The organism is Parapedobacter indicus (genome assembly GCF_900113765.1).
In the GTDB taxonomy this organism is placed as follows: domain Bacteria; phylum Bacteroidota; class Bacteroidia; order Sphingobacteriales; family Sphingobacteriaceae; genus Parapedobacter; species Parapedobacter indicus.
Window position 1 is genome coordinate 122,836 of the sequence record NZ_FOQO01000015.1, and the last position, 17,495, is coordinate 140,330.

The 17,495-nt window shown below is 45.2% G+C and carries 21 protein-coding genes and 1 tRNA gene; 19 read left to right on the forward strand and 3 right to left on the reverse strand.

Annotated features, from left to right (window positions below):
- Positions 1-111: 111 nt before the first annotated feature.
- The 8 genes from BMZ56_RS24230 to BMZ56_RS24260 all read left to right on the forward strand — a co-directional run bounded on the left by BMZ56_RS24230 (position 112) and on the right by BMZ56_RS24260 (position 5,445).
- Entirely contained in the window at positions 112-654 is a 543-nt protein-coding gene (locus BMZ56_RS24230; protein WP_090632160.1) for a hypothetical protein, read from the forward strand.
- Positions 626-1,867, forward strand: a complete 1,242-nt coding sequence (locus BMZ56_RS24235) for a PBSX family phage terminase large subunit (protein ID WP_090632162.1) — start codon at positions 626-628, stop codon at positions 1,865-1,867. Before BMZ56_RS24230 ends, BMZ56_RS24235 begins: the two co-directional genes overlap by 29 nt.
- Before the next feature lie 8 nt (positions 1,868-1,875).
- Positions 1,876-2,208: a hypothetical protein gene (locus tag BMZ56_RS25755; protein WP_177195297.1), complete on the forward strand. Its 333-nt coding sequence runs from the start codon at positions 1,876-1,878 to the stop codon at positions 2,206-2,208.
- Positions 2,198-3,568 carry a phage portal protein gene (locus BMZ56_RS24240; protein ID WP_177195298.1) on the forward strand — a complete coding sequence of 457 codons (1,371 nt, stop codon included), beginning with the start codon at positions 2,198-2,200 and terminating at the stop codon, positions 3,566-3,568. The genes BMZ56_RS25755 and BMZ56_RS24240 overlap by 11 nt, the downstream gene beginning before the upstream one ends.
- Before the next feature lie 58 nt (positions 3,569-3,626).
- Positions 3,627-3,698: transfer RNA gene (locus tag BMZ56_RS24245), tRNA-Met, on the forward strand.
- A 213-nt stretch (positions 3,699-3,911) separates the two neighbouring features.
- Complete coding sequence (locus BMZ56_RS24250) at positions 3,912-4,094, forward strand: hypothetical protein (RefSeq protein WP_090632168.1); 183 nt, start codon at positions 3,912-3,914, stop codon at positions 4,092-4,094.
- On the forward strand, positions 4,081-4,341 hold the full coding sequence (locus BMZ56_RS24255) for a hypothetical protein (RefSeq protein WP_090632170.1): 261 nt from the start codon (positions 4,081-4,083) through the stop codon (positions 4,339-4,341). The genes BMZ56_RS24250 and BMZ56_RS24255 overlap by 14 nt, the downstream gene beginning before the upstream one ends.
- 51 nt (positions 4,342-4,392) lie before the next feature.
- Complete coding sequence (locus tag BMZ56_RS24260; RefSeq protein ID WP_090632173.1) at positions 4,393-5,445, forward strand: hypothetical protein; 1,053 nt, start codon at positions 4,393-4,395, stop codon at positions 5,443-5,445.
- Between the two features lie 487 nt (positions 5,446-5,932).
- On the opposite strand, the gene BMZ56_RS24270 is transcribed toward BMZ56_RS24260, so the two are convergent.
- The 3 genes from BMZ56_RS24270 to BMZ56_RS24280 all read right to left on the reverse strand — a co-directional run bounded on the left by BMZ56_RS24270 (position 5,933) and on the right by BMZ56_RS24280 (position 7,279).
- Entirely contained in the window at positions 5,933-6,130 is a 198-nt protein-coding gene (locus BMZ56_RS24270) for a DUF551 domain-containing protein (protein WP_090632178.1), read from the reverse strand.
- 171 nt (positions 6,131-6,301) lie between these two features.
- Positions 6,302-6,622, reverse strand: coding sequence for a hypothetical protein (locus BMZ56_RS24275; protein ID WP_090632181.1), 321 nt, complete (start codon positions 6,620-6,622; stop codon positions 6,302-6,304).
- Positions 6,623-6,877: 255 nt separating this feature from the next.
- Positions 6,878-7,279 (reverse strand): hypothetical protein, encoded by a 402-nt coding sequence (locus tag BMZ56_RS24280; RefSeq protein ID WP_090632183.1) that lies wholly within the window; start codon positions 7,277-7,279, stop codon positions 6,878-6,880.
- A gap of 235 nt (positions 7,280-7,514) precedes the next feature.
- On the opposite strand from BMZ56_RS24280, the gene BMZ56_RS24285 reads away from it, so the two are divergent.
- The 11 genes from BMZ56_RS24285 to BMZ56_RS24335 form a co-directional block, all read left to right on the forward strand.
- Positions 7,515-8,153: a hypothetical protein gene (locus BMZ56_RS24285; RefSeq protein ID WP_090632186.1), complete on the forward strand. Its 639-nt coding sequence runs from the start codon at positions 7,515-7,517 to the stop codon at positions 8,151-8,153.
- Between the two features lie 20 nt (positions 8,154-8,173).
- On the forward strand, positions 8,174-8,767 hold the full coding sequence (locus tag BMZ56_RS24290) for a hypothetical protein (RefSeq protein ID WP_090632188.1): 594 nt from the start codon (positions 8,174-8,176) through the stop codon (positions 8,765-8,767).
- 1 nt (position 8,768) lies between these two features.
- Positions 8,769-9,863: a major capsid protein gene (locus BMZ56_RS24295; RefSeq protein WP_090632190.1), complete on the forward strand. Its 1,095-nt coding sequence runs from the start codon at positions 8,769-8,771 to the stop codon at positions 9,861-9,863.
- A 2-nt stretch (positions 9,864-9,865) separates the two neighbouring features.
- Positions 9,866-10,339: a hypothetical protein gene (locus tag BMZ56_RS24300; RefSeq protein ID WP_090632192.1), complete on the forward strand. Its 474-nt coding sequence runs from the start codon at positions 9,866-9,868 to the stop codon at positions 10,337-10,339.
- Between the two features lie 12 nt (positions 10,340-10,351).
- Entirely contained in the window at positions 10,352-10,678 is a 327-nt protein-coding gene (locus tag BMZ56_RS24305; RefSeq protein WP_090632195.1) for a DUF6706 family protein, read from the forward strand.
- A gap of 1 nt (position 10,679) precedes the next feature.
- A complete protein-coding gene (locus tag BMZ56_RS24310) occupies positions 10,680-11,009 on the forward strand; it encodes a hypothetical protein (RefSeq protein ID WP_090632197.1) in 330 nt (109 codons plus the stop codon).
- Positions 11,000-11,461, forward strand: a complete 462-nt coding sequence (locus tag BMZ56_RS24315; RefSeq protein ID WP_143073018.1) for a hypothetical protein — start codon at positions 11,000-11,002, stop codon at positions 11,459-11,461. The genes BMZ56_RS24310 and BMZ56_RS24315 overlap by 10 nt, the downstream gene beginning before the upstream one ends.
- Positions 11,461-11,892 (forward strand): hypothetical protein, encoded by a 432-nt coding sequence (locus BMZ56_RS24320; protein WP_090632201.1) that lies wholly within the window; start codon positions 11,461-11,463, stop codon positions 11,890-11,892. Before BMZ56_RS24315 ends, BMZ56_RS24320 begins: the two co-directional genes overlap by 1 nt.
- 7 nt (positions 11,893-11,899) lie before the next feature.
- On the forward strand, positions 11,900-12,418 hold the full coding sequence (locus BMZ56_RS24325) for a hypothetical protein (RefSeq protein ID WP_090632204.1): 519 nt from the start codon (positions 11,900-11,902) through the stop codon (positions 12,416-12,418).
- A 41-nt stretch (positions 12,419-12,459) separates the two neighbouring features.
- On the forward strand, positions 12,460-12,942 hold the full coding sequence (locus tag BMZ56_RS24330; RefSeq protein WP_090632206.1) for a hypothetical protein: 483 nt from the start codon (positions 12,460-12,462) through the stop codon (positions 12,940-12,942).
- Between the two features lie 219 nt (positions 12,943-13,161).
- Positions 13,162-17,495 (forward strand): tape measure protein (locus tag BMZ56_RS24335; RefSeq protein ID WP_143073019.1); only part of this gene is annotated, 4,334 nt, incomplete at its 3' end.

Below are 17,495 nucleotides of genomic sequence, written 5' to 3' on the forward strand. Positions count from 1 at the left end.
TGGGTCGGCTTAACCCAAGGTACCCGTTGCCTAGGGCGATGGGTATATTTCATGATGATGTGTGTGCCGGAGCGGTTTGATACCCGTTCCGGTTGTTTAGTTGAAAGTGTTATGAGTGAAGAATCCAACAAAGAACTTGAAAAGAATAGACGGTTAGCCAAGTTGAAAGCCATCGACCAGGCGGCAAAGGAAGATCCGAATTTCAAAGAATTCAAAGGCAAAAAGAAAACGCTGCTTTTCTGCCTTAAAATTGCCAAAGGCATCGTTACCGTAGCCTGTCAAAACGCCCACATTTCGACAAAGACATATTACAATTACCTCGATGAAAAGCATCAATCCTATGATAAGGAATTCGCGGAGATGGCTCACGAGATCAGGAATATGTCTCATGATTACGTCGAAAGCAAGCTGATGCAGAATATCGAGAACAATGATCAAAGGGCCATTGAGTTCTATCTCACCAACAATGCGCGTGAGAGAGGTTATTCAAGCGCAACGCAAAAGGTAGATATGACTACGAACGGAAAGGATATACAGCAAACACCACTGTTATTTATGTCCGTCGATGATTTGTCACAGGAAGAATTGGAAGCGTATAAACGCAAGTATCTAGGCGAGGACGACGATGCTGGGGATAACAACCAAGGTTCATAATGACCTTTGGGAATCTTACAGATCAAAGGCATTCAACGTCTTTGTACTTGAAGGCGGTTCCCGGTCCAGTAAGACGCATAGCATTATCCAATTTTGGATAAAGTGGGCGTTTCTCCGTAAAGGTCGCAGTACTCGTGTAGCTGTTTGCCGGTTGAAGGGTACTTGGCTCGAAGCAACGGTATTGAAAGACTTCATTGACGTACTGCAATCGGTCGGTTTGTATAATCCGAAAAACCACAATAAAACGAAAAAGGTGATCAAGCTATTTGATACTGAATTTTGGTTTATCGGGCTTGACGATTCGCAAAAGATTCACGGATTCAAGTCCGATGCATTTTGGATTAATGAAGCCGTAGAGGCCGGGTATGATGACTATGCCCAACTTATGCAGCGGTGCAATGGCTTCGCAATACTTGACTATAACCCGAGTTTTGAGGAACATTGGGTATATGACAGGATCCTGCAACGGCCACGGACGTACTACAACCACAGTACAATGCTGGATAATCCGCTCATTTCGCGCAACGCAAAAGAGCAGATATTGTCGTATGAGCCGACCGAAGAAAACTATAAGAATGGAACTGCAGACGAACGCAAGTGGAAAATATACGGCTTGGGCCAACGCGCCGCACTCGAAGGTTTGGTGTTCGAGTATGGAGTACATTGGGACATTATCAAAGAGGTACCCGCCTGGGCTAAGAAAATCCACCGCTGGGGTCTTGACTTTGGATATACCAATGACCCCACCGCGATCGGTGATCATTTTTGGACCGGATCAACAAACGAGGTTTGGCTTGATGAGCTCTGTTATAAAACGCAGATGCTCAACACAGATATCGGTAAGATTTTGAAAGATAATGGATTGGTCGGCATCAAAGGTTATGCCGATAGTTCTGAACCTAAGAGTATCGACGAAATATTCAAGATGGGACTGAACGTCCATCCGGTGGATAAGCCGCAGGGGTCGGTAAACACCGGTATCGATATCATGAAACGTCATAAGATTCATATTACCGAACGGTCGTTAAACTTCATCAAAGAATGGCGTAACTATACCTGGCAGCAGGATAAAAACGGTAAGTGGCTCAACGTCCCTTGCGACACGAATAACCACGGCATTGACGAAAGCCGGTATGTTTTCTTCATGGAAAAAGCTCAGAAGTCGGAACGTACTTCAAAGAATGTCAGCAAAGCAAGTTTAGGATTTTATTAAATGATCGTATGAAATTACTCAAAAGATTGAAACCTCAACAAAAAAAGATTGATGTCAAATCGCTAAAAGCTAAAGATTTGCATTACTTTTGTCCTACATCGGATATAGATCGGCTAGTTTGTAAGCAAAAGAAAGTACCGTACAGCGAGGAGCTGGCCAGTGAGATAGCAAAGCATGTAGATTTTTACTTCATAGTCCTCAAAGATGGGGTTTATGATGTGGTTTCGGGTGTCAATTTCGCACCTTTCCTCAAAGACAACGGTATCGAGACACTCACTAAATCCGGATTGGCAGAAAAGTGTATTAACCATTATATCCAAAAGGTACATTATGGAAGATGAATTGATAGCCCTTCTCACAACAGGCGAAATCGAAAAGGCCAAAAGCAAATTCAGCAACAAAAAGGAAGATGTTGAAAAAGCATTGTCGTTTTACAACATCGACAAACACAAAATATCCAAAGAATCGGATGAAAAGGTGATACTTGCAGCGGACGGTAGTGTAAAAGACACTATCACGAATTGGGGACTTCCAATTGCCTACCAAAAGAAGATTGTGCAACAATCTGCTGTTTTTTTGGTTGGAGTGCCGGTTAAGCTTATCCAGGAAAGCGAAGGTACCGATAAGGCTTTTGAGCTGCTTACGAAGCTTTGGAACGAAATGAGGCAGGACAGCAAGAACCTCGAGGCTGCTACCTGCCTGTATAGTGAGACAGAATGCGCGAAGAAGTTCGTTCCGTACCGGGACGCTGACGCTGATCCTACCGACATGAGCAAATCCAACTCAGTGCGCTGCATCGTGTTGGCTAAATCCAAAAAAGACGATCTATACGTTTTATTTGACGAGTTCGGCGGCATGAAGGCGTTTGCCCGTGGTTACGAGGTCAAGACTGGTAACGGCACATTAGTACCCCATTTCGATGTTGAAACGGCTGATAACTATTATTTCAGCAAAAAGGATGATGAAGGTAAATGGGTTACCGAAGTCAAAAAGAATTTGACCAAAAAGATCAATATCTCATACTACACACAAGAGAAGTGGGATAGCTATTTGGTTGATAAGATCATCGAGCGCCGGGAATATCTTTCGTCAAAACGGGCTAACAACAATGACGCGATGGGAGACCCGATTCTTGTATTGGAGGGTGATGTCGAATCCCTTCCGGATAAAAAGGAGCTGGTAAAAGTCGTGCAGATTCAGCCAGGTGGAAGCGCTAGCTACCTGTATCCGCAAATGGCGGTTGACCTCATCAAAGAGGAGCGCGAGGATTTGGAAAAGCTGATCAATTACATAACCGATACCGTTGACTTGTCTACAGATGCGTTAAAAAGCATGGGGCAGGATAGCGGGAAAGCGTTGATTATGAAATTCTTCCCGGCTGAGCTGAAAGCGATATTCAACAGAATTTACTTTCGGGAAATGCTACAACGGGAGATCAGTATTTTGAAGGCTTTCATGACAAACGTCATTGACACCTCATCGGAAATGCGCGCCCAATGTGAAAAGCTGGTGGTTACAATCGAATTCAGTACGCCACTTCCGGATGATGTCAGTGAGATTATCGAGCAACTGTCAACATCGACAGGAGGGAAGCCAACGCTAAGTCAGGAGGAAGCGGCCCACCTCAACCCGTTAGTTAAGAATGGCAAAGTTAATTGGCAAAAGTTGCAACAAGAAAGTGTGACAACTTTGGATGAATAATTATACAAATAGTATAATTTGTATAATTCAAATCGGTTGTTTACATTTGTTGTCACATTGCGGGGTAGAGCAGCGGTAGCTCGTGAGTCTCATAATCTCAAGGTCATCGGTTCGATTCCGATCTCCGCTACAATTGATAACTGAGGGAGGGCATCTACGCCCCAAATGAGGGAGCCTGCTCACGGGTTAAGTGAGGCCCCGGTTTCGGCCGGGGCATAAACAGGCGAAAGTTACGGGAGCCGTCCCATTAATCGGTGTGTTCATTATTTAGTTTGTTTTAGGTTGATTTGGGCCGGGGGAGTGATGACCTCCGGCTTTTTTAATTACCACAAAAAGAAAAAGTATGTTATACGAATTAACGGTATCAGAGAAAGGAGATTTCGAGATTAGGGATAGTAAAGGCAACAAAATCAAATACCTGAAAGATTCGTTGAACTTGGTGCAAGACAATGGCTACTGTACGGTTACGGTGTCGCTTCTTTGCAAAGTGAAAACCTACCAAATAGATACCAATGAGACCCATTGATTTCAAAGAACGGAACATAATCTTCAACAAGCCGGAAGGCATGACAGATGAAGAATGCTCACCTTTGCCAGCCTATGTCGGCAAAGATCAAAACGGCCATCCATACATTAATACTGTTTGGATGCCTAGCAAAGAAGACCTGGAGGCGTTGTTAGCTGGCCGTCCATTGGTGTTATCCATTTGCGGGGTTTCTATGCCGCCTGTCTGCCTATTTACCACCGACGAAAACGATATGCCGAACTATTAACCTACAACTTTTGTATAGGAATTATATACAAAAATCGCTGTAAATTATATAATGGCTAAGCGAGACGACATCCGGAAAAAGTATGAGAAGCGGCACCTCAACGATATAAAGAAATATCAGGGCCGATTGCAGCGGATATATTACGAAGCCATAGATAAGATATTCTCCGGATCCGCATCGGTCAAACTTAAAAACGAGACTTTCGACATTACAAAATATCCGCAGCTCAATAAGCTGGTCGATAATGTATTGGCCGAATTTCAGGAACAGGTAGTGACGCTGCTTGTCAATGGTGTTACCGAACAGTGGGAGCTTGCCGAACAGTCGATAGACGACGTTATTCAAACCCACCTGGGTGATCGTGCTTTCGCTGAAAATGTCAAGGCAGCGATTTTCAGTAGAAATACGGCTGCAATGGCGGCATTTATGCAGCGCGCGGCAGGCAAAGACGGATTGAAGCTTTCCGAACGTGTTTGGCGGTATTCCAGTCAATTCCGTAGCGAGATCGAACAGGGATTGTATACGGGGATATCGGAGGGTATGCCGGCCGCTAAGATGGCCAGTGAACAAAAGAAGTATCTTCGTGAACCTAATAAGCTGTTCAGGCGTGTAAGGAATGCTGATAAGAAACTGGTACTAAGTAAGGCCGCTCGGGAATATCACCCTGGTCAAGGTATCTACCGGTCCAGTTTCAAAAATGCGTTGAGGCTCACCCGCTCCGAAACGAACATGTCCTATCGCACTGCAGACGGTGAACGGTATTCACGAACGAAGTTCATATTGGGTTTTGAAGTCCGGCTTTCTGCCAATCACCCTAAGTTCGACATATGCGACCATATGACGGGTAAATACCCCTCAAACTTCAAGTTCGTAGGTTGGCACCCACAATGCATATGCTATACCGTGCCGATTTTACCCTCGATGGAAGAATACGACGCTTACGAAGAAGCTTTATTGGCCGGTAGGGGAGATGGCTTCCAATTTAAAAATCCGGTCAAGAAAGAACCTGCCGGATTTTGGAGATATGTTACTGAAAACCGCGCTTCAATCAAGCGCTGGAAATCTAAGCCTTATTGGGTGAGAGATAATAAAATCAATATTTAGCCGGTATACAATTACGTTTACCTTTTTTGCTTTTATATATGAGATTTTGTCTTGACTTTTGTCTTGTAAGCAATAGGGCTTACACAAAAATTAACAATTATGACAGCTAAAAGAGTCCGGTATAATTTTGATCATAACGATCTAGATCATTTAATGTCTGAGGTCAGGAATGCAGCCGAAATTGGTGAATCAGAAATCGATTACACTGCACTAATGAAGTACGGATATGATCGAGAAACCGCAAATGCTTTAATACATAACGCAACCATGTATAAACAGAAGGTCGAAAAAGTAATTACAGGCCAGGACGGGCGTTGTATCGCGATATTAAAAAAGCCCCAATAAGGGGCATTTTTGCTTTACCGTGATACCGGAGGTTCCGAGCCAACATCCGGTCGAACTACACGTAGTTAACCGAATTATCCCTAAAGTGGTACCCCAACTGGTTTAAAGCCAAGTAAAGCGTCAACAATGCAAAAGTAGCAAATTATTTGTTTGGCGGCGTCACATCGCACCAGTGGGTGCCCTCAGTGTGTGACCAAATTCCATCGAACGGGTCAAACAACCCCTCGAATTGTCCGTTGTAAAACCTAACTTTATCGAAGGTACCGTCCTCATAGAATAAAAGCAATTTCGCTTCTTCGGATTCTTCCGGCAACCTCTCATTTACGCCTATCCAGTTCATTTTGTAAACCCTTCAATTTGACCTTCAAATTTAATAACGGGCAACCCCTGCTTTTTGAGCTTCTTTTTTAACTTCCGAGGTAATTTACCTTGTGAAACGAACTCGACAGTCGTAGCTTTATCAATAACAATAACATTTCCCATACCTTTCAAAATTAATCAATTTTTACAACTACTCACTTTCGTACGTAAACATATCTGCCAGCTCGTGCTTGACGCAGAATTCAACGAAACTAGCGTCGTAAAGCATCACCCCGTATGAGTGATGCGCCTTTACCTCGGGATTATTACGCTTCACTTTGAGATAGTGCACATCGATTTCAAAAGCGCCTGGACAGGTGATGTGATTGATCGATTCCAATCCGAGGTATCTGATTTCGCCGGCGCTATTTATCCGAAGCAATGCGCTTGCATTTTCAGGTGTTTGCGGGGCTGATTCGATTTCTCCGAAAGCAAAGTTTACAGCCTTGTAGATTTTTGTGAATGTTTTCATGTCTTAATTTTTTGAGTTTATGAATATTGCTCCCTGCAGCACGACCTGCACATCCGTTCGCGACCCGACCAGCCCGTGTAGATTGTGCTGCATACCCGACACGTATCAGTTGCAAGGCCTTGCGCATCGATAAATATCTCACGACCATTTGAAAGTATCTCCGGCCTTACCAAAACTTCGCGACCATGCCAGTCGCGAAGTTTGATTGCATTTCTTATGCTGTTCATTATACTTTTAGTATAAAATGTATAAATCTTATGCGTACCAAGAACGATGCAAAGATCCTCCCTTATATTTAATGAGGCATCCGTGTTTGATACCTTTCAAATAATCTCCATTTTTTTGTGACACGATCTTAATGTAAGTTTCATCACTTACGAAGCTGTCTTTTACCGGTTTTACATTATCGCTAGCCCATCCGGTTGATTCGACCGTTTCAAGACATATCTCCCGTAAGATCACCGACGCCTTATTGACTTTTACCACCTGATAAGCGTCGACGTTTGTTTGTTCATAGCCCCAGGACTCAACGAAGATATCGCCGAGCTTGTGAGGATTGCCAACCGATACCACTTTCATTTGAGGCGCTGATTTCGTGTTTGATTTTTTCGTGATTGCTGCGATGAAGCGATCAAAGATGTTAAGTGAAATGTTCATGATGATAATTTGTTTTGTTTGAAATAATATTCAAATATACGTACATAAAATGTATATCACAAATTTATTTTCAAATATATGTATGTATAATAAATAATGTTTTCAGTTGTTGCCTTAAACGGGGATTTGGCGAATGTTATACAGATAGTATAATATGTATAAACTCATTTCCGGTTTTCCGATGTGCATGAAATAGCACTATCTACCTTTATACCAGTCAAAAAACAACATACGTATGTGGGAAAAAATATTGACACAACTGCTGTCCAAACATGCAGGGGTGCCGAAAGTAGTTCTGGCGCTTATCGCTAAAAAATTAGCCGAGAAAGTGACAGACGAAAACCAAATCGAGGGGGCAATCAATGACTTTGAAGCCAACTCACCAGTGTCAATTAAGGATTACGCAGACTTGTTGCAGTCGGAGGGGGATAAAAGGGTAACGGAGGCTCTAAAGAAAGCTAAAGAGCCGACACCTCCTGTGTCACCAACTCCACCAGCACCGCAACCAAAGGATGATGAAGCGCCAGCATGGTTCACTAAGTTTTTAGGAGGCGAGTTCAAGGAATTGAAATCAGAAGTTTACACAGGAAAGGCTCAAAAAACCGTAGATGAACTGGTATCGGCGGCCAAAGCAAAGGGAATACCTGAAAAGTATGCTCGTAGATACCAAATCGGAGAAGACTTCGATGCAGAAAAAGCCTTGGCAGAAATAGAATCCGAATGGACCGAAATCAAACAATCCGTAATCAACGCAGAAGTTGGGGACGGGAAGGTAGTTACCGGTGTAAAAACCAGTAGCACCGGCGTATCGGATGCAATCGCCAAGTTCGCTAAAAAGAACGTTGAGGCGGCGGCATCCAAAGCAAAGGAGTAGTTCATTTTAATTAAAAAATTATGTCTGGAATTGGATATAAAAGAACCGATAGCACGGGTGATATTCCCGTGTTTCAAGGTTCGGGTAAAGATATTCAGTTAGCTCAGGGAGGTTTTTTGCTTGACATTACCGGGCTTACGAAAGGAGCCATTTTGAAAGCGGGAACTCCCATGATCTTCAACGAATCAACCCGGACCGCTAAGGCGCTGATAACCGGCAAGGTTGTCGAAGATGCCGGGGCATCCGCTACAGCCTATAAGATCGCCAAAGGATCTTTGTTGAAAGTTGGCGACAATTTCGCTGCTACTGTTGGTGGTCCCGCTTACGCTATTACGAGTATCGACGCGTCCAACGCGGATTATGATACCGTAACGGTTGGTACAACCATCGGAGAGGTCACCGCCGACACTATGGTTTTCGCCTCCAGTGCGACGGGCGCTTCAAATTCGTCCTTCGGGGGCGTTAACGGATTGCTTTACCGGGACCAAAAGGTGGAAGAAAACGAAAGTACTAGCATCGTTATCCGCGCAACGGTATATGCGCGTAGGGTGCCGTATTCTGCCGCACTGGCGACCGCTCTCGGTCCATTGATCATTTATTCTCAATCGTTTTAAGATGGCAGTAGTAGCTTCACTGTTTGGAGACTTGGCCAAGGGTCAAAATCTTCAAGCGCTAATCGACAACCAAATACAACTGCTGTACGGCGGCTCGATTTGGCGTCAATACTTAGATTGGGGTATTCCTCAAATCGAATTGACTTTTGCGACTGCTATTGGGCGTTCACGGATCGAGGCTGCGGCTTCAATCGTTGACCCGGACGCACCGGCTCCGTTGCGCTCATCCAACAAACTCGAAAAATTGGAGGGTAAAATCCCTACAATGAAAGAGAAGTTTGCGATGAATCAAGACGACTACCGGAAACTCCGCAGTCTGCAAACACTTCCGATTTCTGACGAGCAGCGGTTGAACCTGTTGATCGGCATGCTTTGGAACGCCGTAGAGAATGCGTCGACGTCTACGGATAAGCGTATCGATATCATGTTCTTGCAGGGTATCTCGACCTTTGAAGTAAATGTCGGAATTCTCAATAATCCCGACGGCGTGAATTTCGGGACCGTCTCATTGTTAGCGGCTCCTGATCAAAAGAGAACAGTAGGTAAGGTATGGACTGATCCGACTGCGGATCCTTTCCAAGACATCGATGATGTTGTTACGTACGCTGCTGGAAAAGGTCGCACCTTCTCTGAAATTTGGATTGACCGTGAGACCTGGTTGTCTATGAAGAAACTGGCAGCTGTAAAGGCTGATATTTCTGCTATGTACAACCCAGGTTCAAACCTGACCTATAAGGTCACCCTAAGTTCGGTGAATGAGTATTTGGTCGAAAATCAATTACCCACTATCCGAATTGTCAACGAACGCCGAGGTATTGAAAAGGACGGCAAGATTGAGACGATCAATCCTTTCAAAAAGGAAAATGTTGTTTTCCTTCCGTCCGGCAAGCTTGGTATCGTTCACAACGCCGTCGCAATAGAGGGCTGGGAGCCGGTCAATGGTGTCAATTATGCCAACTACGATCGAACGATTGTATCGCAATGGCGGGACAACGATCCGTGGAAAGAATACACGCAAGCGGAATTGAGTGCCTTCCCTGCCTTAGAGCAGATCGATGGTATATACATTCTGCAAACCGATGTAGCAACCGCTTAATCATGGCAAAAAAGGAAGAAGTTAAAAAGGTAGAGGACGGCGTACAAGGTGCGCCTTCCGATGCCGACACTGCTTTTAAAGAACCTGATTTCGGTGACTCAACCTTTGACGAAGCGCCGGAAGGGAAACATTTGGAGCCGGAAGATCCCGAATGGGTTAACCAAATTATTGAATCAAACCAAAGGGTCATCGATTCCAATAATGAGGTTATTGAGGCTATTAAAAGCTTCAATGATAACGCAAAGGACGTGGTACGCGACATTCTGCATTCGGCTAATGGAAAGGTGGAGACAGAGGAAAAGAAGCCAGAAGTAGTCTTGAACCGCAAAGCAAAGTATGTCGTAGCAAGTGGAAAGAGGTTCGCTGACAAGGAGAGTGGCGGTATCATCCGCGAGGCTGGATTCGATGTGTCTAGCTTTTCACCAGAACGGCTTCGTAACCTGCTTTCACAGGGCATCATTGAGGAAAGTAAATAATCGTTCTTTAAAATGCAGACCAAAAAAGTAGCCTTTCTTGGAGTCGTTCAGGTTGGGGTTGATAACAACACGGTCGATACATTCTTAACGGAAGCTGGTATCGATGGTGACGATCAATTCGAACAAGGCGGACTGAAAGAACTTGAAATCGCGGCCATTCCGTTACTGCAAAGCCTTATGGCTATAAGTTCGGAAAGCGAGGGCGGTTTGAGTGAATCACGAAGCTTGCAGGGCATTAAGGATAGGTTGCTTTTCCTTGCTAAAAAGCATGGCCTTAAAGACGTCATTGCTAGCATTGGTGGCATTCCTAAGATTTCAGCCTACAAGTGGGATAACTGATATGCTGTTCAAAAGGGTACATATCCTGAAGTTCAAAACGTCTGTTACCACGGGTAGCACTACCAATGGCAACGGGGATTTGGTTCCAGGTACCATCACTGTAACGGACCATGAGGTAAGTTGCAGGGCAGAGCCTAACGGAAGCGGTAAAACCATAAAGAGCAATGACGGTCAAGATGTTGTTTTCAGCTTCAAAATCTTTCTTGACGAATTTCCATCGGGGCTAACTGATGGGACATTGGTAGAGATTTTCAAGGAAGATGAGAAAATCGGAGGAGGTGCAGTACTTATGCCTTTCGGATACCAAAAACACGCCGTGATATGGGTATGAAACCAAGGTTTACCAAGGCTGATGTCCGCAGGACAATGCGTAACAAACGCAGTCAACTCGCCGATGCTATCATAAGCAGGCTGGAACTTATAGGTTTTGAGTTTGTGAAGATGGCGCGGAGCAAAAATGCGTCAACCGGTGGATTCAATGACGTTACCGGTAATCTCCGCAGTTCCATTGGATTTGCTGTGTTGCGGAATGGCGAAACGGTAAATGAAAACTTCGAGCAATCAAATTCAGGTACCGACAAGGCTACCGGAGTTCAGGCTGCAAAAAGTTTCATTGATGAGCTAAAAGGGAAGTTTCCGCGTGGGTATGCACTGATAGTTGTGGCTGGGATGAGTTACGCAGCGGCGGTCGAAAGCAGGGGCAAGGATGTGATAACGGGCAGTGGACTGGTAGCTGAGGTCATGCTCAAACAGGCTATGCAAAGGTTAAAAGATAGATTCTGATGGCAGTTACATCGCTTGAGATGGTAAATATACTATACGCGCACGTTGCTTCGAGCGCACTGTCTTCCGATGCAAACAAGCCCAATGGTAAGATTTGCAAGTTTCGGCGACCACAGAATTCAAAGAGGGAGGATATGGTCATCGGGACGCTTGGTAACAACCGAGAGCCAGTACAGAAAGGCGTGTTGTTGTTTAATGTTTACGTGCCTAACCTTGATCCGCTGCAATACCCCGATTTGAACAATGACAGGAGTCAGCCGGACACAGCAAGATTACTGTATGTAGCCAAACTGGTGCAAGCATCGATTCCGGATGAGGTTTGGGCAAATGACGGAACATACGCATTCGAAATAGTGCATGAAAGCACTTACGAGGACACTAATGACCAGCATTACGCTGGATTTAGAATTGAATTTTTCACAATAAAGTAAAATTGTCATGGCAAAAAAGATTTTCGGCTTAAAAGCCGTCTTGATGGGTGACCCCGCCGCCGACGGCGACATGGGTACCACTTTAACGGAATTGCTCGGCGCAACCGTAAAGGGTTCCGCTTCGTTGATTTACACCGAGCCATCAACAGAGGATATCGAGGTCGAGGAGGTTGATGCTGCATTCGATACGCTTTTGACCCAATCCGGAAAATGGGAACTTAACCTTGAATCATACAACGTCAGCGCGAAAACACTGGGTGACGTTTGTGGTGGAACTTATACTGCCGGAACCTCCGGCGCGCCCGATACCTGGGAGGGTGATGATGTTGTTTTCATCGAAAAGTCTGTTGAGTGCGAAACCCGCAACGGTGTAAAGATTGCTCTTCCACGGGTTAAAATACTAGCTCGGCCACAGTTCAATCTTGACAAGGCTCAGCTCGGTAGGCTTTCCGTGAAAGGTACCGGTCTACCTCCAACCAAAGCAGGTGTCAAGACAGTCAAATTCACTGACGCACCAGCTACCTAATGAAATCCCCCTGAGACATGGGGGATTTTCAAATTGATCGTATGAGCAACGAAATTCTATCGAAAGCTGCGCAGGTTTTCGCGGATGAAAGTCTAGGTGTCATCGAAGTGCCGATCACACCACGCAATGTCTTACATCGGCTACTTATGAAAATTGGTATCAAGCCCAGGTCGCTTAACTATCAGATGAGGAAGATAAGCGTAGGTAACAGGTATCGCATCGCATCTAGGGCCGTGAAATTGCCTGCCGGAATTATACAACCGGGGAATGTGGTCAAATCGTTCATGGAAGCATCAGCCGTGTTCACCGATGACCTTATTTATATAACTGCAGTAGCACTACAGAACGACCGGCATGAGCCGTCCCCGCAACTACTAGATGCGTTGAGGTGGATGGATGACGAAAAATGTGCCGACATACTCGATTTAGTGCTGTCGAAGATGGACATACAGGCTTTTATGAAATCTATCGCCTTAGTGGTCGGGACGGAGAATCTGACGGAGAAGGATCCGGAAACGACATAAGCGAGCCTAAAAGATACCCGGGAGATAATAGCCCGTGGGCAGCGGTAAATAGCTATCGGAAATACTTCGGCGAAAGCCGTGACTATGTGCTTTGGGAGCTTTCCTATGATAATTTCATAATGGATATGGCAACCATTCCACCGGTCAAAAACGCAGAATCGGACAACGGGAAATTGGTCGATCCTAAAGATGAACTAGACGAGCTTACTAAGGCGATAAATGTCTCTTGAGGTAAATAGGTTAGAATGGGATGCGCTTATCAGGGATTCACAATTCCAAGCGCAAATCAATCGTATGGAAGCCCGTTTGAATCGGCTTTCCGATAATGTCGTGAGGAGTGGTAACGACATAGATAACCTATTTTCCCGGATGTCGAAGGCGGCGGCTGGTTTTCTTACGCTGAACGCCGCCCAGGGATTTGTCCGAGATCTGATCCGAGTGAGATCGGAATTCCAGCAACTCGACATAGCGTTTACCACTATGCTTGGAAGCAAGCAGAAGGCTGACCGGCTCACACAAGACCTAATCAAGTTTGCAGCGACCACTCCTTTTGGGATGAAAGATGCGGCAAACGCAGCTAAACAGTTATTGGCATACGGTTCTAACGTTGAAAATGTCAGGGACGAACTACGGATGCTTGGCGATGTCGCTTCGGGTGTGTCACAGCCAATAGGTGATCTAGTTTACCTATATGGTACATTAAGAACTCAGGGCCGGGCCTACATGATGGATATCCGCCAGTTTGCCGGTCGTGGTATTCCTATTTACCGTGAGCTTGCCAAAGTGCTGGGTGTCGCTGAAGGTAAAGTAAACGATTTGGTTTCGGCAGGAAAGGTAGGATTCGCGGAAGTAGAGAAAGCGTTCAAAAACATGACCGCCGAGGGTAGTATGTTCGGGGGCCTGATGGCAAAACAAAGCAGAACTATCCAAGGAGAGCTTGAACGCCTGGGCGACGCTTTTGACATCATGCTTAATAAGATAGGCACGGAACAAGAAGGCGTGATCAGTGCCAGTATACAAGGACTTTCCTTCTTGGTGGAAAACTATGAGGCCGTTCTCGATATCATTACCGGAATTGCGTTTACCTACGGATCATATCGGGCAGCGGTGATAGCGACGGCTGCAGCCCAAAGCATAGCTATTGCGACTACACGAGGCTGGACAGTTGCCCAATTGCTTCACTACAGAGCGTTGTTGTTAGCAGAAGCTGCCCAAAAGCTACTCAACAGAACTATGCTGGCGAATCCATATGTAGCATTTGGGACAGCTGTTGGGGCATTGATTTTTATTCTATACAAGCTTAGCGATTCACTTTCAACCGCAGAGAAAGCACAAGAAAGGCTTAACAGGGAGCAAACGGAAGCAACTGCCCGGCTGGACGACATAAAGATAAAAGCGGGTGAATACTTATCAGTAATACAGAATACCAATTCCACCGAATATCAGCGCGTTAAAGCATTTGAACGGTTAAAAACACTATATCCCGATCGGCTCAATAATATGAGCAGGGAAAAGTTTATGCTATTGAGTATTGCCGACGCTCAAAAGCTTCTCAATGATCTCCAAGATCGTGAAGCAGTTAACGATATCGGGAATAGATTGGCGGTATATCAAAACGAGATTGTCGAATTAACCAATAAGGCGAAAGAATACCAAGATACCATCAACCAAACGGGCGATATAGGTGGTACGTTGTCACGGGCGCTACTTGGATTAAACGAACAACTCGAAATAGCAAAAACCAACGCGGAAAGCCTGCAAAACTCCTTTGAAAGAGAAAATGAGGCTCTTGAGTTGTCAAAAATGACAAACGAACAGAAGTTGGCCTATTATGAAAGACAGCTTCAAAAGACCCGCGAATTATCCGACAAAATCCGCGAAACTGAACTTCATACTAAGTCTTGGCAGCAAAGCCTTGGCATGCTGAATGTAAATCCGCTTGAAATGCAGATAAACAGCATTATCGCCAAGATTGATAATATCAAGAATGCTGACACCTCCGTAAGCGTAAGACGGACATTGGGGGATATTGATACCGAAATTAAAGACAAAAAGGAATCACTCTCAAACGCGTCCACTCGTGAAGAATATCAAGCTATCGACCGAGAGATCAAAAAACTTGAAGCCGAACGTTCACGGATTACCGGCGAACAGTCAAAGACGCTGAAGGTTATTGAAAAGTTTGCGGAAAAGAAAATAGATATTTTGAGGTCGTTGGCAGACCACGAGGCGGAGATACGTAATTCCGAACTTTCTAACAATGAACAGGAATTAGCCCGAGCTAGAAAATTCTATACTGATCTCCGTCGGGAGATTGAGGACTTCAACAAAAAAGCACCGGCTAATGAACGAATCAAGGCTGGTACCTTCCAGCTTATTGATAATCTGGAACAGCGTGAGACTGGTAACATAAGGTATAATCAGGAAACTGAATTACTGAAAACCCAGCTCGGTAACCAACTGGAGATTTACCGGAAATTTCAGGACGCAAGGGGAGAAATCGGTGTCGAGGCGGCTCGTAGGATGTACGAAACCGAAAAGGACTTCACCGACGATTACCGTTCGCTTCTTATGGGGGAAATAATTGCTCTGCAAGGAAGGGGCGCAATTTATGGATCTTTGACCGGACCCGAGCAAGAGCGGCTGAAAGCTTTGAACGATTCGCTCGATGAATTCGATAAATCGGAGCGCGACCGGACCAACGAGCGAACGAGATACCTACTTACAACATACGCTTCCTTCGAGCAAAAGCGCACCCGTCTACATAGACAGGCTGATGAAGATATGAGGCTTCTCGACGAGGAGGGAAGAAAGCTGCGCAAAAAAGCGCTTGAGGATGAGGAGGTCGAGCTTTACAGAACCGAATTAGAGGGAAACGAGAAATTTCAGGAGTTGCTTCGCACGCTGGATATGTCGGGTACCAGCATTTCGTTACAAGCGTTGAAGCAAGGTCGAAAATACGTCGATAGCCTCATCGATGGGATTGATGATCCCAATGTCAAGTCCCAACTGAATAAGATTTTCGGCGATTGGTTCGATATGACCACCGAATCTGTGCAGAACGAAAATTTTGGGAACGTTGTTCAGCTGGTTGACGGTTTTGGTCGACTAGTTGACACAGCTACGCAGTTCGATGGAACATTGTCTACCTCACTCAAAACCATCGGTGCTATGGTGGGCCAGGTCGGTCAATTGTCTCAGACGCTCGGGCAAACGATCGGTAAAGTTGGTGATGGCTTTTCGAAGGGTGGTGGCATCGCCTCTATAGTTGGTGCGGTGTTTTCCGTCATCGGTGGCGTAGTCGGGGCAATTGAGGATAGCCAAAACAAGAAATGGCAGAAGGCTGAAAAAGAGCGGCAGCATGCTCAGGAGTTTCAGTTGAAGCAATTGGACGCAGCGACACGGATCCTGGAATATCAACTTTCACTCATCAACGATATATACGGTGCTGATCGTGTAAAGGCATACGCCGATGCGGCTAAGCAGGCGTTCGATTCCGTAAACAACAGCATTAAGGACTTACCTACCAGTCAATTCCTGTCAACTGGAGACGCCCAAAATGACAATCTGGTGCAAATCCTGAATCAATTCGGATCGATAGAGGAATTGGATAAGAGGCTTCGTGAGATTAAGGATAGGCAAAAAGATAATTGGTTTTTCCCCGCATTCCAAAAAGACTACGCGCCTGAAATACAGATGCTGGAAGCGGCGCGTAAATTTTTCATGGATGGATCGGTTGACGATTACCGATTGCAGTGGACGTCCATCGAAGATATCACGCAGGAAGAAATCACCAAGTTAACCCAGCTTCTGGATGAAGGTAAATTCGACGAGGTAACCGCCAGCAAGATCCGGAATATTATTGAGCAATACGATCTGTGGAAAAATGCCCTCAACGAGATGCGGGCCGAACTGACGGGTACTACTTTCGGCGGGATAACAGATGAGATCGTCTCAATGTTCGAAAGGGGCACCGTTGCGGCCGAGGATTTTGCCGACAGCTTTGAAAAGATCATGCAGCGTGCTATCCTACAATCGTTGAAACGTGATTTTCTTGAAACACAATTGCAGGGTTGGTATGAGTCATTTGCTGATGCGGCCGACCCCCTAAAGAATGATAAAAAGGGTTTAACTGCATCCGAAATATCAGGACTTCAAAAAGCTTATAACGATATCGTCGAAAATGCACAGAAACAGTTTGAACTCATAAAACAAGCAACTGGCGTCAATTTCGATTCAGATAAAGCTTCCAAGGAATCTGGTCTATCGGGGGCTATTTCCGGAATAACCGAAAGTACAGCAGGCAGACTGGAATCAGAGTTCGGCGGTTTGAGATTAGCTCAACTTCAACTTGTGGATTTGGCCCGCTCCAATTCGAATGTATTTAATGAACAGGTCCGGATAATGAATGCTAAGCTAGCGGTATTGAATAGCATCAATGCCAACACTGGCCGGACAGCAGACAATACCGACCGTCTTGCCAATATAGAGACGGCCATCGTCCAGCTAAACAGCAAGATTTCAAACACTGACAGCCTGATGAGGGGGGCAGG

What these genes read in the sequence shown, in the direction of transcription:
- BMZ56_RS24270 (WP_090632178.1), bottom strand. Translation starts at nt 6,130, where the DNA reads ATGAACTGGATAGGCGTAAATGAGAGGTTGCCGGAAGAATCCGAAGAA.
- BMZ56_RS24320 (WP_090632201.1), top strand. Translation starts at nt 11,461, where the DNA reads ATGGCAGTTACATCGCTTGAGATGGTAAATATACTATACGCGCACGTT.
- BMZ56_RS24330 (WP_090632206.1), top strand. Translation starts at nt 12,460, where the DNA reads ATGAGCAACGAAATTCTATCGAAAGCTGCGCAGGTTTTCGCGGATGAA.
- BMZ56_RS24235 (WP_090632162.1), top strand. Translation starts at nt 626, where the DNA reads ATGCTGGGGATAACAACCAAGGTTCATAATGACCTTTGGGAATCTTAC.
- BMZ56_RS24250 (WP_090632168.1), top strand. Translation starts at nt 3,912, where the DNA reads ATGTTATACGAATTAACGGTATCAGAGAAAGGAGATTTCGAGATTAGG.
- BMZ56_RS24295 (WP_090632190.1), top strand. Translation starts at nt 8,769, where the DNA reads ATGGCAGTAGTAGCTTCACTGTTTGGAGACTTGGCCAAGGGTCAAAAT.
- BMZ56_RS24240 (WP_177195298.1), top strand. Translation starts at nt 2,198, where the DNA reads ATGGAAGATGAATTGATAGCCCTTCTCACAACAGGCGAAATCGAAAAG.
- BMZ56_RS24325 (WP_090632204.1), top strand. Translation starts at nt 11,900, where the DNA reads ATGGCAAAAAAGATTTTCGGCTTAAAAGCCGTCTTGATGGGTGACCCC.
- BMZ56_RS24275 (WP_090632181.1), bottom strand. Translation starts at nt 6,622, where the DNA reads ATGAAAACATTCACAAAAATCTACAAGGCTGTAAACTTTGCTTTCGGA.
- BMZ56_RS24315 (WP_143073018.1), top strand. Translation starts at nt 11,000, where the DNA reads ATGGGTATGAAACCAAGGTTTACCAAGGCTGATGTCCGCAGGACAATG.
- BMZ56_RS25755 (WP_177195297.1), top strand. Translation starts at nt 1,876, where the DNA reads ATGAAATTACTCAAAAGATTGAAACCTCAACAAAAAAAGATTGATGTC.
- BMZ56_RS24280 (WP_090632183.1), bottom strand. Translation starts at nt 7,279, where the DNA reads ATGAACATTTCACTTAACATCTTTGATCGCTTCATCGCAGCAATCACG.
- BMZ56_RS24255 (WP_090632170.1), top strand. Translation starts at nt 4,081, where the DNA reads ATGAGACCCATTGATTTCAAAGAACGGAACATAATCTTCAACAAGCCG.
- BMZ56_RS24285 (WP_090632186.1), top strand. Translation starts at nt 7,515, where the DNA reads ATGTGGGAAAAAATATTGACACAACTGCTGTCCAAACATGCAGGGGTG.
- BMZ56_RS24260 (WP_090632173.1), top strand. Translation starts at nt 4,393, where the DNA reads ATGGCTAAGCGAGACGACATCCGGAAAAAGTATGAGAAGCGGCACCTC.
- BMZ56_RS24305 (WP_090632195.1), top strand. Translation starts at nt 10,352, where the DNA reads ATGCAGACCAAAAAAGTAGCCTTTCTTGGAGTCGTTCAGGTTGGGGTT.
- BMZ56_RS24290 (WP_090632188.1), top strand. Translation starts at nt 8,174, where the DNA reads ATGTCTGGAATTGGATATAAAAGAACCGATAGCACGGGTGATATTCCC.
- BMZ56_RS24230 (WP_090632160.1), top strand. Translation starts at nt 112, where the DNA reads ATGAGTGAAGAATCCAACAAAGAACTTGAAAAGAATAGACGGTTAGCC.
- BMZ56_RS24310 (WP_090632197.1), top strand. Translation starts at nt 10,680, where the DNA reads ATGCTGTTCAAAAGGGTACATATCCTGAAGTTCAAAACGTCTGTTACC.
- BMZ56_RS24300 (WP_090632192.1), top strand. Translation starts at nt 9,866, where the DNA reads ATGGCAAAAAAGGAAGAAGTTAAAAAGGTAGAGGACGGCGTACAAGGT.